This window comes from Herbidospora sakaeratensis (assembly GCF_001570525.1).
Classification (GTDB): Bacteria; Actinomycetota; Actinomycetes; order Streptosporangiales; family Streptosporangiaceae; genus Herbidospora; species Herbidospora sakaeratensis.
The window spans coordinates 749,470-762,100 of sequence record NZ_BBXC01000007.1; the positions used below are offsets into that span (position 1 = coordinate 749,470).

13 protein-coding genes are annotated in these 12,631 nt (G+C 71.8%); 4 read left to right on the top strand and 9 right to left on the bottom strand.

All coding sequences use genetic code 11. The features are described from left to right. Positions 1-6: 6 nt before the first annotated feature. The 5 genes from AW271_RS03095 to AW271_RS03115 all read right to left on the bottom strand — a co-directional run bounded on the left by AW271_RS03095 (position 7) and on the right by AW271_RS03115 (position 5,123). Positions 7-1,260, bottom strand: a complete 1,254-nt coding sequence (locus AW271_RS03095) for an ABC transporter substrate-binding protein (protein WP_062331334.1) — start codon at positions 1,258-1,260, stop codon at positions 7-9. Positions 1,261-1,279: 19 nt separating this feature from the next. Beyond that, positions 1,280-2,086 (bottom strand): carbohydrate ABC transporter permease, encoded by an 807-nt coding sequence (locus AW271_RS03100; RefSeq protein WP_062331336.1) that lies wholly within the window; start codon positions 2,084-2,086, stop codon positions 1,280-1,282. After that, positions 2,079-3,008 (bottom strand): carbohydrate ABC transporter permease, encoded by a 930-nt coding sequence (locus AW271_RS03105; RefSeq protein ID WP_063817836.1) that lies wholly within the window; start codon positions 3,006-3,008, stop codon positions 2,079-2,081. Before AW271_RS03105 ends, AW271_RS03100 begins: the two co-directional genes overlap by 8 nt. Next, positions 3,005-4,186: an ROK family transcriptional regulator gene (locus AW271_RS03110; RefSeq protein WP_062331338.1), complete on the bottom strand. Its 1,182-nt coding sequence runs from the start codon at positions 4,184-4,186 to the stop codon at positions 3,005-3,007. Before AW271_RS03110 ends, AW271_RS03105 begins: the two co-directional genes overlap by 4 nt. Positions 4,187-4,274: 88 nt before the next feature. After that, positions 4,275-5,123: a universal stress protein gene (locus AW271_RS03115; RefSeq protein WP_062331341.1), complete on the bottom strand. Its 849-nt coding sequence runs from the start codon at positions 5,121-5,123 to the stop codon at positions 4,275-4,277. A 136-nt stretch (positions 5,124-5,259) separates the two neighbouring features. Between AW271_RS03115 and AW271_RS03120 the strand changes: the two genes are divergently transcribed. Further along, entirely contained in the window at positions 5,260-5,901 is a 642-nt protein-coding gene (locus tag AW271_RS03120; RefSeq protein WP_083975997.1) for a response regulator, read from the top strand. On the opposite strand, the gene AW271_RS03125 is transcribed toward AW271_RS03120, so the two are convergent. From AW271_RS03125 to AW271_RS40520, 3 genes are all read right to left on the bottom strand, one after another. Further along, positions 5,894-7,516, bottom strand: coding sequence for a GAF domain-containing sensor histidine kinase (locus tag AW271_RS03125; RefSeq protein WP_062331348.1), 1,623 nt, complete (start codon positions 7,514-7,516; stop codon positions 5,894-5,896). The two genes, AW271_RS03120 and AW271_RS03125, sit on opposite strands and share 8 nt — an antisense overlap. Positions 7,517-7,909: 393 nt before the next feature. Further along, a complete protein-coding gene (locus AW271_RS40515; RefSeq protein ID WP_169806267.1) occupies positions 7,910-8,056 on the bottom strand; it encodes a hypothetical protein in 147 nt (48 codons plus the stop codon). A 148-nt stretch (positions 8,057-8,204) separates the two neighbouring features. Continuing rightward, positions 8,205-8,621, bottom strand: coding sequence for a hypothetical protein (locus AW271_RS40520; RefSeq protein ID WP_169806268.1), 417 nt, complete (start codon positions 8,619-8,621; stop codon positions 8,205-8,207). 324 nt (positions 8,622-8,945) lie between these two features. Between AW271_RS40520 and AW271_RS40525 the strand changes: the two genes are divergently transcribed. The 3 genes from AW271_RS40525 to AW271_RS03140 all read left to right on the top strand — a co-directional run bounded on the left by AW271_RS40525 (position 8,946) and on the right by AW271_RS03140 (position 11,291). Next, the gene (locus AW271_RS40525; protein ID WP_169806269.1) at positions 8,946-9,251 is read left to right on the top strand and encodes a WD40 repeat domain-containing protein; all 306 of its coding nucleotides are present in this window, start codon (positions 8,946-8,948) and stop codon (positions 9,249-9,251) included. A 42-nt stretch (positions 9,252-9,293) separates the two neighbouring features. Beyond that, positions 9,294-10,016, top strand: a complete 723-nt coding sequence (locus tag AW271_RS03135; RefSeq protein WP_062331354.1) for a hypothetical protein — start codon at positions 9,294-9,296, stop codon at positions 10,014-10,016. 108 nt (positions 10,017-10,124) lie between these two features. Further along, entirely contained in the window at positions 10,125-11,291 is a 1,167-nt protein-coding gene (locus tag AW271_RS03140) for a cytochrome P450 (RefSeq protein WP_083976001.1), read from the top strand. Between the two features lie 112 nt (positions 11,292-11,403). Here AW271_RS03140 and AW271_RS03145 read toward each other — a convergent pair whose 3' ends face one another. Continuing rightward, the gene (locus AW271_RS03145; RefSeq protein ID WP_063817837.1) at positions 11,404-12,600 is read right to left on the bottom strand and encodes an ROK family protein; all 1,197 of its coding nucleotides are present in this window, start codon (positions 12,598-12,600) and stop codon (positions 11,404-11,406) included. Positions 12,601-12,631 lie beyond the last annotated feature (31 nt).

A 12,631-nucleotide genomic window follows, 5' to 3' on the forward strand; every position in this document is an offset into this window, starting at 1 on the left:
TCTCTCCTAGCCGAGAAGGGCGTCGACCTTGGACGCGGCTTCGGTCAGGGCCTCTTCGACCGACTTGCGGCCGGCCGCGGCCTCGGTGAGCTCCTGGGTGACGGCGTCCTGCATCTCCTGCTGGCGGGCGATGACCGGCGGCAGCGCGATGCTGTCCAGCGAGTCGAAGACCGCCTGGCGGTTGGCCGGGACGGGGTCCTTCAGGTAGCCCTGCAGCACCGCCTGGTCGGACACCGGCGGCAGCTCCCACGAGCTGGCGATCCGGGTCGTGGCGGCCACGTTGGAGCTGCTCAGGAACTTGGCCCAGGCGTACGCCTCACGCGGGTGCTTGGTCGTGGTCGAGGCGGCGACCGAGTTGTGGAACACCGCGCTGGCCTTCTGGCTGTCGCCCGGCTCGACGACGACGTCCCAGGCGAACGGCACGTCCTTCAGGCCGGCGAACTGCCAGATGCCGTTGTGCCACATCGCGAGCTTGCCCGACTTGAACAGGTTGGTGTCGAAGTCGGCGGTGCCGCCGATCTCGGCCTCGGTCGGCATCGTCTTGCCGACCTTGCCGACCAGCCACTTGGCCGCCTTGACGCCCTGCGGGCTGTTGAAGGTCGACTTCCCGCCGGCCATGAACTCGCCGCCGGCCTGCTTCAGCGCCTTGTAGAACTCGAAGAACGTCACCGGCTGGAAGTCGCCGTAGACCCCGTCGGCGGTGAGCTTCTCGGCGGCGGCCTGCTCGTCCTCCCAGGTCCAGTCGGCGGTCGGCAGCGGGACGCCGGCCTTCTCGAACAGGTCCTTGTTGTAGAGCAGGACGACCGTGGAGAACGACGCCGGGAGCGCGAACTGCTTGCCGTCGTGCTTGAAGGCGTTCAGCGACTCGGTGGCGTAGCCGGAGGTGTCGGTGTCGCCGCCCGCCGCGCCCAGGTCGAGCAGGCTGCCCGCGGTGGCGTAGGTGACGAAGTTCTCGTAGTTGAGCTCGAAGGTGTCGGGCGCGGTCTGGCCCGCGATGCTGGTCTGGAGCTTGGTGAAGTACTGGTCGTAGGGGGCCGTCTCCACCTGCACGTCGACCGTGGGGTTCTCCTTCTCGAACGCCGCCACGATCGTGTCGAGGTCCTTCACGTGGTCGGGGGCGGCAGAGAAGGTGAAGTAACGCAGGGTGACCTTGCCGCCTGCGGCGGGCTCTTCCGTACGGGTCGCCGAGCCCTGGGAGCAGGCGGTGGCGAGCAGGGCGGTGATCAGGGTCGCCGCGGCGACCCGGGCTGATCCGGCCATGGGGGGTTCCTTCGGGTTGTTATTTCAGCCCTGACTGGGCCACGGACGCGATGACGTGCTTCTGGGCGAACAGGTAGAGGACGAGGATCGGGACGACGCTGACGACCGACCCGGCCATCACGACGTTCCACTCGGTGGTGAACTGGCCGTGCAGGTTGGCCAGGCCGAGCGGGAGGGTCATGAACTCGGGCGACCTGATGATCACCAGCGGCCACAGGAAGCTGTTCCAGCTGGCCATGAACCCGAAGATGGCGAACGTGGCCAGGGCCGGGCGGATCAGCGGCAGCACGACCAGGGCGAAGATCCGGAAGTGCCCCGCGCCGTCGAGCACCGCGGCCTCGTCGAACTCCCTGGGCACCTGCCGGACGGCCTGGCGCAGCAGGAACACGCCGAACGCCGAGGCGATCGTGGGGGCCAGCACCGCGAAGTAGGTGTCGGTCAGGTTGAACGTCCGCATCTCGATGAAGAGCGGCACGACGAGCACCTGCAGCGGCACCATCAGCGTCGCCAGGTAGACGGCGAACAGCGCGCCCCGGCCGGGGAACGGCAACCGGGCGAAGGCGTAGGCCGCCATCGAGCTGGTGACCAGCTGGAACACGGTCGAGGCGACGGCGATCCAGAGGCTGTTGAACATGATCCGCCAGAACGGCATGGTCTCCAGCAGCCGTTCGTAGGCCCCGAAGCCCGCCCCGTCGGGGGTGAAGTCGGGCGGGGTCTGCAGCACGGCCCCCGCCGGGGTCAGCGACGTGATCACCGCCCACGCGAACGGGAACAACATGATCAGCGCGCCGAGCCCGACGACGACGTACCGGCCTGCTCTAGCCATAGTTCACCCACCGGCGCTGGCCCCGGACCTGGATCAGCGTGACCACCAGCACGACCGCGAACAGCAGCCACGACAGGGCGGACGCCGCACCGGCGCGGCCGTACTTGAAGGTCAGGTTGTAGACCTGCTCGACGACGACCTGGGTCGCGCCGGCCGGTCCGCCGCCGGTCATGACGTGCACCTGGTCGAAGACCTGGAACCCGTTGATCAGCGAGATGACGACGACGAAGAACGTGCTGGGCGACAGCAGCGGCAGGGTGATGCGGCGGAACCGCTGCCAGGCGTTGGCGCCGTCGACCCGGGCGGCCTCCAGGTACTCGTTCGGGATGGCCTGCAGCCCCGCGAGCAGGATGATCATCACGAAGCCGAGGTCCTTCCAGGCCGAGGCCAGGATGATCGAGGGCATCGCCCAGTCGGGGTCGGTCCACCACCCGGGGCCTTCGAGGCCGACCAGGCCGATCGCCCAGTTGACGATGCCCGAGGCCGGGTTGAGCAGCCACTTCCAGAGCAGCGCCACGACCACCCACGACGTGACGACGGGCAGGAAGTAGATCGCCCGGAACAGGTCGCGGCCCTTCATCGCCCGGTTGAGCAGCATCGCCAGGCCCAGGCCGCCCGCGTAGACGAGCGGCAGGTAACCGGCGATGAAGTAGAGCGTGTGCCCGAACGCGGCCCGGGTCTCCTCACTGGCCAGCAGGTCGGCGTAGTTGTCCAGGCCGACCCACTTCATCGGCGTGATCAGGTTCCACTCGTGCAGCGACGTCCAGAGCGACCCGGCCATCGGGATCAGGGTGAACAGCAGCAGCGGGACCGCGCTGGGCAGCAGGAAGACGGCGACCGTGAGGGCGTAGCGCAGGCGCTTCCTCGGCGGCCGGACCGGCTGCTTCACGGCGGCCGGCGCGGGGACCTCGGTGAGGGTCATGAGCCGGCCCCTATCAGCCGCGCGCGAACCATCCGGCCCTGCTCGCCCGCCGCGCCCTCGGTGTCGAAGGGGGTGGCGAGCACCAGCGCGGCCGCGCCCTGGGCCCAGGAGGTGTCGTCCCAGCCCTCGACCTCGATCTCGATGTCGCGGCGGCCCGGCATGAGCTGGCGGCGGACCGCCGGGTCGAAGCCCGTGCGCCAGAACTCCCAGTGGGCGGTGCCCTCGCCGAGGACCACGACGACCTCGGGGTCGACGACGTTTATCAACCCGGCGGTCGCCCGGCCCAGGATCGTCCCGGCCTCGGCGAAGACCTCGCGGGCGGTCGCGTCGGCCGCCGCCAGGGCGCCCAGGTCGTCGACCGTGGCCACGTCGAGCCCCCGGGCGCGGGCCGCCGCCACCAGGCCGGCCGCGCCGACGACGGCCTCCAGGCAGCCGTACGCGCCGCAGCCGCACAGGGGCCCGTCGACGACCACCGGCACGTGCCCGAACTCGCCCGCGCCGCCGCGCGCGCCCCGGTAGACCCGGCCGTCGGCGACGATCGCGGCCCCGACGCCCCGGCCGATGGTCAGCACCAGGAAGTCGCGGTGGGTGCGGCCCCGGCCGTAGAGGCGCTCGGCCACCGCGAGGGCGTTGACGTCGTTCTCCAGCAGGACGGGCAGCTTGAGGCGGCGGCGCAGCCGGTCGCCCACCGGCATGGCCTGCCAGCCCAGCGTGGGGGCGTTGCAGGTGCCGACGGCCTGGTCGTCGACGCCGCCCGGGACGCAGACCCCGACGCCGAGCAGCGGGGGCACCTTGCCGAGCACGTCGGCGACGGCCTCGGCCAGGTCGCCCAGCGCGTCGGGGGAGGCGGGGTCGAAGGGGGTCTCCCACGAGCCGAGCACCTCGCCGTCGAGGCGGACCTCGACGATGACCAGGTGTTCGGCCGTCACCTTCACCCCGAGGGCCCGGCCCGCCGTGCCGGCCAGGCCCAGGCGCTGGGCGGGCCGGCCGCCACGTGACGGCTGGAGGTCGAGCTCCTCCAGCATGCCCGCCGCCATGAGCGCCTTGGTGAGCTGGGTGACCGTCGCGGGGGAGAGGTCCAGCTCCTTGGCGATCTCGGTGCGGCTGAGCGGCCCGACCGTGCCGAGCAGGGCCAGGATCGCCGTCCGCGTGAGATCGCCGCGATCGGTCGCAGCCATCGGGCTCACTTTCTTTATTGGTAAAGTTAGTCCCGAAATATGGCTGCTCAGCCGGACACTGTCAAGACTCCGAAACCAGATCGAAACCTCAGTGCCGGGCGCAGGGGCGGACCACCGCGATGGGGCAGCGCGCGTGCCGGAGCACCCGGCGGCTGACCGAGCCCATGACCGTCGACCCCGTCCGGCCGTGCGCGCCGACCACCACGAGATCGGCCCGTGACGACGCCTCGACCAGGGCCTCCACGGGGTGCGCCGAGCGCAGGTCGTCGAAGACCTGCAGGCCCGGATACCTCAGCCGGTGCCGGGCCAGCTGCCCGGCGGCGACCGCCCGCTGGTGGGCCCGGACGGCGTCGATGTCGTAGTCGACCTCGGGGGCGTAGCTGTGGCCGGGGAGGCTCCAGGCGTGCAGGGCGCGGATCTCGGCGCGGTGCAGGTTCGCCTGTTCGAAGGCGTAGGAGATGGGGCGGGGGCAGTCGGCCGAATCGTCCAGGCCGATCACGACCTCGCCGACGACCCGCCCGGGGCGTTCCCTGACGATCACCACCGGCCCGGCGGCGTGCCCGGCCACCTGCGTGCTGACCGAGCCGAGGATGCCGCCGGCGGTGCGGCCCATGCCCCGGCTGCCCAGCACGAGCCCGGAGGACGCGGCGGCCAGCCGGCGGAGCACCTCGGCCGGGCGGCCCTCGATGTGCTCCAGGCGCATCCCGAGACCGGGGCGGCGGTGCCGCGCGGTCTCCTCGGCCGCGCTCATGATCTGGCAGGTCACCCTGGCGATCTGCCGTTCCAGTTGGCGGGAGTGGACGAACCGGTACGGAGATCGGTCGACCACGTGGACGATGTGCAGCCAGGCGTCACGGCGGGCGGCGTCGTCGGCGGCCCACTCGACCGCCGCGAGCGAGTTCGGCGAGCCGTCCACGCCGACGGTTACGACCTTCATGTCTCCCCCTGATGTTCTCCCGGTCTCCAGACAACGTCCGGGCAGAGGTAGATCTATAGGGACCAAAGTCCCTAACAGTACAAATGGGGACGTTGGTCCCTATCTAGGATGAATTCGGATGAATACGTTTAAAAGCATGATTCGCGTATTCATCGTCGACGATCACGAAGTGGTGCGGCGCGGGGTCACGGTCCTCCTGGAGTCCGAGGACGACATCCGCGTCGTCGGCGAGGCCGGGTCGGCCGCGTCGGCGATCACGCGCATCCCCGTCCTCCGGCCGGACGTGGTCATCCTCGACGTGCGACTGCCCGACGGCAACGGCGTCGACGTCTGCCGCGAGGTGCGCAGTCAGCTGCCCGACCTGCCCTGCGTGATGCTGACCTCCTTCGCCGACGACGACGCGCTGTTCCAGGCCGTGATGGCGGGCGCGGCCGGCTACGTGCTCAAGCAGATACACGGATCCGACCTGGTGGGCGCGGTGCGCACCGTCGCCGGGGGCCGGTCGCTGCTCGACCCGAAGGCCACCCGGACGATGGTGCGCCGGCTGCGGGACGACGCCACCCGCAAGGACCCCCTCGCCGTGCTGACCGACCAGGAGCGCCGCATCCTCGAATACGTCGTCGAGGGCATGACCAACCGCCAGATAGGCGATGAGATGTTCCTGGCGGAGAAGACGGTCAAGAACCACGTCTCCCGCCTGCTCGGCAAGCTCGGCATGCGCCGCCGCACCCAGGCGGCCGTCTACGCCACGCGGCTGCGGAGCGACGGGGTCAGCTGACCGGCGCCTGCCACACCAGCCGGGTGCCGCCCCCTTCGCGCGCCCGCGCCTCGAAGCGGCCGCCCAGTTCCTCCGCGCGCCTGCGGAGGTTGCGCAACCCGCTGCGCCGCCCGTGGGCGGGCAGCCCGATCCCGTCGTCCTCCACCATCAGCGTCACCCGCCCGTCGCGCTGCTCCAGCGACACCCCCACGTTCCGGGCCTTGGCGTGCCGGGCCACGTTCGCCAGCGCCTCGTGCAGCACGGCGAGCACCTGGTCGGCGACGTCCTCGGGCACGCCGTAGTCGAGCTGCCCGTCGAGCCGCAGGGTGGGCCGGAACCCCAGGTCCCCGTACGTGTCGGCGACCAGTTCCACCACACGGGCCCGCAGCCCCGACCGGGCCGGGCCCTGCGGACCCTGGAGGGCGAAGACGGTGGCCCGGATCTGCCGGATGGTCGCGTCCAGCTCGTCGACCGAGTGCCGCACCCGGGCCTCCGCCTCGGGATGGTCGACCAGCCGGACCGTGCTCATCAGCGTCATCGCCACCGCGAACAGGCGCTGGATCACCACGTCGTGCAGGTCCCGGGCGATGCGGTCGCGGTCCTCCAGCGTGTGGAGCCGCTCGGCGTCGAGCCGGGCCTTGGCGAGTTCCAGCGCTCCCGCGGCCTGTCCCGCGCACGACCGGATCATCCGCAGCGCGCAGGCGGTGAACGGGACCCGGCCCGACCACTTCCCCAGCACCAGCACGCCGTGGGTCGAGTCGGCCGAGGTCAGCGGCACCGCGGCGGCCGGGCCGATGGGCACGTTCCGGATCGTCTGGTATCCGGCGCCGACCAGGTCGTCGACCACCACCGTGTCCCCGGTCCGCAGGGCCAGGCCCGCGAGGGACGTGTCGTACGCGACGTCGCCGCCGGCCAGTTCGCCGGCGCCTTCGGAGATCAGCGCGCGCAGCGTCGTGCCGTCGTCCACGGGATAGAAGACCAGGGCGGTGTCGGAGTCGGCGATGTCCCGCATCCGCCTGGTCAGCTGCGCCAGCACGTCTCCGGGGCCCGCGCCGGACAGCAGGCTCGTGGTCATGTCGGAGCCGGCCTGGAGCCGGATCTCCCGGTTGTGCGCCGCCTCGTAGACCAGCGCGTTGTCGACGGCCGTCGCGGCTGCCCCGGCCAGCGCCACGATGAGGTCCTCGTCGTCCTGGCCGAAGTCGGCGCCGTCGCGCTTCCCGGTCAGGCAGAGGATGCCGAAGACGTTGTCGCGGACCCGCAACGGGACGCCGAGGAAGGCGTCCTCCGGAGGGTCGCAGGGGATCCGGACCGGCTGGTCGAGCGGTTCGCGGTCCAGGGGCCAGCGCTCGACCGGGGGCATCTCCTCCTCGCGGCACCCGGCCGGGAGGTGCTCCACCCGCACGAAGTTCTCCCCGATGACGCGGAAGGCGCCGTGGCGGGCGCCGGCCAGCTCGGTCGCGGCCTCCGCGAGCCGTTGCAGCACGATCTCCGGATGGAGGTCCCCGCCGACGAAGACGGTCGCGTCGAGGAGGGCGCGGGCCCGGTCGCGATCGGCCAGCGCGGCATCGCGCTCCGTCCGCAGCCCGGAGAGGAGTTCGCCCAGCCGCATTCCCGGGAACCCAGCCACAACCCTCATTCTCGCGCGGAATATTCGGACATATCGCCACTTTTTGGTCAGTAGATCCAGTGAAGACCGGGCTCCCGCTGAAGCGGGGTGACACCGCGCACCAACCGAACGTCAAGCCCCGGGCGGGGTCTCCCGGTGCGGTGATCTTTCGCGAATGCGGACGACCGTGAGCAGGGGGCCTCGCGATGGATGATCCCGAACGCATCGGCGACTACGCGATCGCCCGCAAGCCGGGCAGCGGCGGCCAGGGCGTCGTCTACGAGGCGTACGACCCCACCGGCGAACGGGTCGCCCTGAAACTGCGGCACGGCGCGACGGGCCTCGCCCGCCCGGTCGCCGATTCAGATGTGGGCGGTGAACGAGAAGGGCGTCCTGGTGCGCGACGTCGCGTACGCCGCCCGACTACGGGCCCACCTCCCTGGTGTTCGACGAGTCGGGCGAACGGCTCGCGGGCGAACGGTGCGGGCTCGTGGCGATCTGGAACCGGGTCGGCAACGGCGGCTGGTCGCCGACGATGTCGGCGGAGTGGGAGCCCGACACGGTGCCCATGGAGGCCGTCGCGAGTGTTCCGCCCCCGTCGGGGCTCGCCTCGGTTTCAGCCCCGACGGGGCACGCTGACGATGGCGTCCGAGGGCGAGGTCCGGCTCCTGGACACCTCCACGATGGCGCGGCCCGGCGGGGGCGTGACCGTCTTCGACTATCTGCGGATTCCCGCATGCAGGCGGCGTCCAGCGCCGACGGCGCGCGTCTGGCGATCGGGCCGGTCGACGGCGGGTTCGTCGCGATGATGGAGCGGCTTTATGGACCAGTCGGAGTTGCGCCTGATCGGCACCCGCACCGGCGAGATGATCGCCGATTTCCGCGAGCCGTGGGTCTCGCCGGAGTTCCGGGCCCCACTGCAGGGCGGGAGGTGCCGCCCATGGTGTTCGCGCCCGACGGACGCGTGCTCGCGGTGAACGGCACAGGCGCCGAAGTCGTCCTGATCGACACCGGCGAGGGCCGCGTCCTGCGCACGATCACCCTGCCGCACGCCCGCCGACGAGCCCGGAGTGGGCGACCTCCTCGCGATGGCCTTCTCGCCGGACGGATCCCTGGTCGCCGCGATCACGCACATCGAGGACGAGACCTCCCCCCACTACGGGTCGGGTCTGCTGGTCTGGCGCTTCCGCGACGGCGAGCTGGTCGACGAGGTGAAGAACGTCATCGGCCACACGCTGACCTTCGCCGCCGACGGCGCCACCCTCTATGTCGGCCACCCCGACCACGGCGTTTGCACGGTCCGCCCGGCGGCCGGGCAGACCGACTGCGGCTTCCGCATGCCCGGCTACATCACCGAGAACCTCGCCCGCACCCCGACGGCGGCCGCCTCCCCCTCGGCGTCGCCGACGGCTCGCTGGCGATCTGGAACCCGTCGACGCGGGAGGTGGAGGGCACGGTCATGCGCGGTCACGCGGCCGATGGCGTGGTCACGGCCGCCTTCAGCCCCGACGGGACCCTGCTCGCCACCGGCGGCCACGACAACACCATTCGCCTGTGGGACGTGCGGGCCCGGCGCCCGATCGGCCTCCCGTTCCAGCACGCCGGTGACCTGCCGGCCGTCGCCTTCGACGCCGACGGCAGAACGGTGCGCACGGCCGACGCGTCCGGGGCCGTCCACGCCGAGGATGCTGAAGGCGGTCTGCCACCGGGTGGACTGCCGGCCGTGATCCATCTGGCGCGAGACTTCTTCGGACTGGTCGAATAGGAGGCTCCGTCGGGGGACGTGACGACTCAAGGGGTTCAACGCATGGCAGACGCCCTCGGCGGACCGGTTCCGGCACAGACATCACTCGGCCAGCGGGCGTTGGACCTTCTGGACAAAGCCCTCGAAATACAGAGTCCCCTGGTCCGCAAGAACCTCATCCGGGCGCGTCAGCGACACCCCGAGGCGACACCGGCGCAGGTCGTCCGCACGTTGGAACGCATGTACCTCAGTGCCCAGACAGGGGCCGGTGCGGCAGTGGGCGCGACCGCGGCCGCACCTGGCGTCGGGACGGGATTCGCGCTGGCGCTGTCGGCGGGCGAGGCATTCTCGTCGTTGGAACTGAGCACGCTCTTCGCGCTCTCGCTCGCGGAAGTTCACGGGGTCCCCATAGACGAGCTGGAACGCCGCAGGACGATCGTGATGGGCATCTTGCTCGGCGGAAGCGGCGCCGCCACCATCGGCAAGATCGCTGAACGCACGGGGCAGCACTGGGGACGTCAGGTGGTCGCCAAGGTGCCCGTTGAAACGTTGCGCCAGATCAACGGAATCCTGGGGAGGAACTTCGTCACGAAGTACGGGACCAAGCAGGGAATCGTCGTCCTCGGCCGCGTCGCGCCGTTCGGCATCGGCGCGGTGATCGGAGGTGGCGCCAACGCCGCGTTCGCCGCTCTGAACGTGCGGGCCGGTCGTCGTGCGTTCGGGCCGCCTCCGGAGACATGGCCGGCCCCGGAGACATGGCCGACCCCTGAGAATCAGCCGGGCTGACGGCCACGTGGTCTTGCACCCGCGCGACCTTCTCCGTCAGGGAGGTTGCGCGGGCGGGGCGGGCAAGGGATCTTGCTGTGGGTACGCCGGTCTTCCTCAGGAGATTCCATGACGCTGCCCCTCCATATGCGCCGCCAGGGCTTCGACCCCGATCCCGAACTGGCCGCCGTGCGCGAACAGCAGGGCCTGACCCGGGTGCCCACCCCCTACGGCCGCGACGCCTGGCTGGTCACCCGCTACGACGACGTGCGCGACGTGCTCAGGAACGCCGAGCTGTTCAGCTATGGGCACGGCATCAACATCCCGCCGATGAGCGAGGAACAGACCAGACGCCTCAAGGCGGGCGCGTTGCTGATGATGGACCCGCCCGACCACACCCGCTTACGCCGCATGCTCACGCCCGAGTTCACGATGCGCCGCATCCGCCGCCTCGAACCCCGGGTGCGCGAGATCGTCGCCGACCACCTCGACGCGATGGAGCGGGCCGGCGCGCCCGCCGACCTGGTCGCGGACTTCGCCATGCCGATCCCGTCCCTGGTCATCTGCGAACTCCTGGGCGTGCCCTACGCCGACCGCGCCGACTTCCAGTCGCGGTCGTACACCCTGCTCGACTTCAACCAGCCGCCGGAGGTGCGCGGGCAGGCCCAGATGGCCTCGGCCGCCTACATGGGCGAACTGGTCGCGCGGGCCCGGGTCGAGCCGGGCGACGACCTGCTCGGCATGCTGGTCCGCGACCAGGGCGACGAGGTGACCGACGCCGAACTGGTCGGCCTCGGCGGGCTGCTGCTGATCGCCGGGCACGAGACGACCGCCAGCATGATCGGCCTCGGCACCCTGGCCCTGCTCCGCCACCCCGACCAGCTCGACCTGTTCAGGAAGGACCCGGAGAAGGTCGACGGCATGGTCGAGGAGCTGCTGCGCTGGCTCACCATCATCCACTCGGGCGCGATCAAGGTCGCCGCCGCCGACACCGAGATCGGCGGCGTGCCGATCGCGAAGGGCGAGGCCGTCGTGGTCTCCCTCCCGGCCGCCAACCGCGACCCCGCGCTGGCCGAGAACCCCGACGCCTTCGACGTCACCCGCCGCGACCTCGCCCACGTCGCCTTCGGCTACGGCGCCCACCACTGCATCGGCGCGCCGCTGGCCCGCATGGAGATGCGCATCGCCTTCCCGGCCCTCTTCGAGCGTTTCCCCGGCCTGCGCGAGGCGGGCGAGCCGGCCTTCCGTTCGTTCAACGCCGTCTACGGGCTGACCTCGTTCCCCGTGGCCTGGTAAAAGCGCTCTTTCCGGTACGGCTCCGCCTACCATGGCACCGCCCGCCGCCCCCAGTGGCGGGCGGCACACCGGCGCTCCGCACCGCTCATCGCCCTCGCCGCATCGAGGGGGCTCAGCCTCCCTCGGCCGTGACCCGGTCACGCCAGGCCGCCACGCCCTCGGTGGTGAGGAAGGCGTCGAAGACCATCTCCGCGGTGCCGACGCGCGGGGCCGCCACACCCAGCCGGGAGGCCGCGATCAGGCCCGGGTCGCCGCGCCGGAACGCCATGAGCCTCTCCTCGCAACCGGCGATCACCACCGGGGCCGCCACCTCGTAGATCTGGGCGCCGAGCCCGGAGAGCGTCACCGTCCGGGGGTCGTGCGCGTTGACCAGGGAGCCGATGCCGCGCCCGAGCGCGGTGGCGACCCTCTCGACCGCCCGCACGCTCCCGGCGTCGCCGGCGGCGGCCCGCGTGATCAGTTCCCCGGCGTGGTGGAGGCGCCGGTGGACCGGCACGTCCCGCTTGCCGACCAGCGCGTTGGCCCCCACGTCGAGGTCCCAGCACCCGGCCGACCCGCAGGGGCACGCCGCATGGGGATCGCCCGCCAGGGGCAGATGGCCGAATTCTCCCGCCACGCCGTGGGCGCCGGCCAGGGGCCGCCCGCCGACGACGAGCGCCCCGCCCACGCCCAATGACACGTGCAGGTGGAGGCCGAAGTCGACGCCGCGCAGGCCGCCCCGCCGCGCCTCGGCCAGCGCCGCCAGGCCGGCGTCGTTGCCGATCATGACGGCCGGGCCGCCGTCGAGACGGAGCAGGGAGATCAGGTCGACGTCGTGCCAGCCCAGGTGGATCGCGTCGATCATCCGCCCGTCGCGCACCGCGGCCGGGACGGCGACGCCGACCCCCACCACCCGCCCGGCCAAGTCGGCCACCCGCCCCCGCAGCGCCTCCGACAGGGCGGCCAGCACCTCCGAGGCGAGCCCGGCCGTGAGGTGGCGGCATTCGAGCAGCCGCGACGCCCCGCCCAGCTCGGCGGCCGAGATCGACCAGGAGTCCTCCCGCAGGTCGACGGCGAGCGCGACCGGCCCGTGGGGGTGCGGCCCGACCAGCTGGGTCGGCCGTCCGCGCGGCCGCTCGGCCGGCGGCTGCTCCCGCACCATGCCGGCCGAGACCAGCTCGCCCATCAGCACGGTCGCCGTACCCCGGGCCAGCCCCAGATCACGGGTGAGCTGGGAGCGGGTGAGCTCCCCGCCCCCGGCGTGCACGGCACGCAGCAACCGGGTCAGGTTGTGGAGCCGCAACTCGCTGCTCGTCGTGGGCGCGTGCACGGCCCCATTGTGGCAGCCGTTCCCGCACCTT

Coding starts and splice junctions, on each gene's coding strand:
- AW271_RS40525 (WP_169806269.1), top strand. CDS start 8,946: ATGCGCGGTCACGCGGCCGATGGCGTGGTCACGGCCGCCTTCAGCCCC.
- AW271_RS03095 (WP_062331334.1), bottom strand. CDS start 1,260: ATGGCCGGATCAGCCCGGGTCGCCGCGGCGACCCTGATCACCGCCCTG.
- AW271_RS03100 (WP_062331336.1), bottom strand. CDS start 2,086: ATGGCTAGAGCAGGCCGGTACGTCGTCGTCGGGCTCGGCGCGCTGATC.
- AW271_RS03125 (WP_062331348.1), bottom strand. CDS start 7,516: ATGAGGGTTGTGGCTGGGTTCCCGGGAATGCGGCTGGGCGAACTCCTC.
- AW271_RS03140 (WP_083976001.1), top strand. CDS start 10,125: ATGACGCTGCCCCTCCATATGCGCCGCCAGGGCTTCGACCCCGATCCC.
- AW271_RS40520 (WP_169806268.1), bottom strand. CDS start 8,621: ATGTGCGTGATCGCGGCGACCAGGGATCCGTCCGGCGAGAAGGCCATC.
- AW271_RS03110 (WP_062331338.1), bottom strand. CDS start 4,186: ATGGCTGCGACCGATCGCGGCGATCTCACGCGGACGGCGATCCTGGCC.
- AW271_RS03120 (WP_083975997.1), top strand. CDS start 5,260: ATGATTCGCGTATTCATCGTCGACGATCACGAAGTGGTGCGGCGCGGG.
- AW271_RS40515 (WP_169806267.1), bottom strand. CDS start 8,056: ATGGGCACCGTGTCGGGCTCCCACTCCGCCGACATCGTCGGCGACCAG.
- AW271_RS03115 (WP_062331341.1), bottom strand. CDS start 5,123: ATGAAGGTCGTAACCGTCGGCGTGGACGGCTCGCCGAACTCGCTCGCG.
- AW271_RS03105 (WP_063817836.1), bottom strand. CDS start 3,008: ATGACCCTCACCGAGGTCCCCGCGCCGGCCGCCGTGAAGCAGCCGGTC.
- AW271_RS03135 (WP_062331354.1), top strand. CDS start 9,294: ATGGCAGACGCCCTCGGCGGACCGGTTCCGGCACAGACATCACTCGGC.